Annotated in this window: 1 protein-coding gene; it reads right to left on the bottom strand. The window is 37.7% G+C overall.

Translation table 11 applies throughout. The annotated features are described in order from the left end of the window. A partial coding sequence (locus JN080_RS28735; protein WP_256239349.1) for an IS4 family transposase occupies positions 1-1,250 on the bottom strand: 1,250 nt, incomplete at its 3' end. Positions 1,251-1,311 lie beyond the last annotated feature (61 nt).

Below are 1,311 nucleotides of genomic sequence, written 5' to 3'. Positions count from 1 at the left end.
TTAAGGGTATCTTCAAGAAGCTCGATTAATTGCTGAAGTGCAATAGCCCAATCGAGATCACTGATTTCATCACAAAGTTCATAAAACATACCGCCTAGAGTTCGTTGGTCCGTGCTACATCGGTTTTGCCAGGACAGCACAATGTATCGTGTAAAGACAATCGTTGTATGACTAATTAATGAATCATAGGAACGACCTTGAAACTCTTTTTGGAGTTTTAATAAGGATTTCGTTGTCTTGAAAAAGACTTCAATGTCCCATCTCATGCCGTATATTCTGATGATTTCTTGGTCATTTAACGTACAATCTGTGCTCAAAATAGCTAACCACTCACTCTTTTTATTACGGTTACGAACGAAGATAATTTTGACTGTTACTCCGTTGGCTTGGGTAGTTTGTATGGAGCGAAGAATCCCTTTTTTTCCTTGAATAGGTGCTGCTAAACGATAAAGATCATTCAAGCTCACGCGCTTACCATCTACAAAATAACGTTGTTTTAAATTCTTGACCATGCCAATTACATCTAGCCCTTGTTCTTTGATGTTCTTAATAAGTGGTTGATGGGTAAACCAAGTATCCATTAACACATAAGAGGCATCAATCCCAGCATTTAGAGCCCGCTGAATCATGTCCGGAATTTGTTCTGGCGCAGATTGTAATGCTTCAAGGCGTCGTTTGTAACCTGAACTGCGCTTATCGATTTTACTTGTTATTCCGTTAATTTGGCTTGTTTTTGAGCTTAATAAAGAAAAGTCCACAGGAATGAACGTGGCACCATCTGACCAGCCAAGGGTAAGCATGCGAAAGCCTTTATAAAATCGCATTTTTTGAGAAGCATGATCAAAACACCGAGCTAGCAACTCGACGGATTTACTACGATTTCGATCATACGAAGAATCATCTATCACCAAGACCTTCGGTCTGTCATGATTCGAAAGTTTTGTTACTTTGCCAATCGTGTGAGTACTAAGAAAAAGTAAAAATCTACGCCATGCAAAGGTAGACTTATTTAAAAAACGATACACTGCATCTTTAGCAGGAAAATCGCCAGATTTCTTACTTTCAAGTGTCCGAAACCAGTTCTTGTTTTCAAAGATCAAACAAAAAATCAGTTGAAAAAGAAAACCACAAGAAAAGCCAAAAGACTTTGTAATGCCAGCTTTTCTTAGATGTTTTAGCACCTGTAATTCTTTAAATGTTGATGTTAGTTCATTTGGTAGTTGCTTATTTTGACCATTATTCGATATCATATAGGAGGCACCTCTTCTGTTTGGATATTGTGATTCTAGTCAAATCAACTATACCAAACGA

The sequence above is a fragment of the Bacillus sp. EB600 genome (assembly GCF_024494385.1).
GTDB lineage: Bacteria > Bacillota > Bacilli > Bacillales > Cytobacillaceae > JAEVLT01.
The sequence above is the reverse complement of the archived record's forward strand: the minus strand, read 5'-3'. Positions and strand labels throughout refer to the sequence as shown.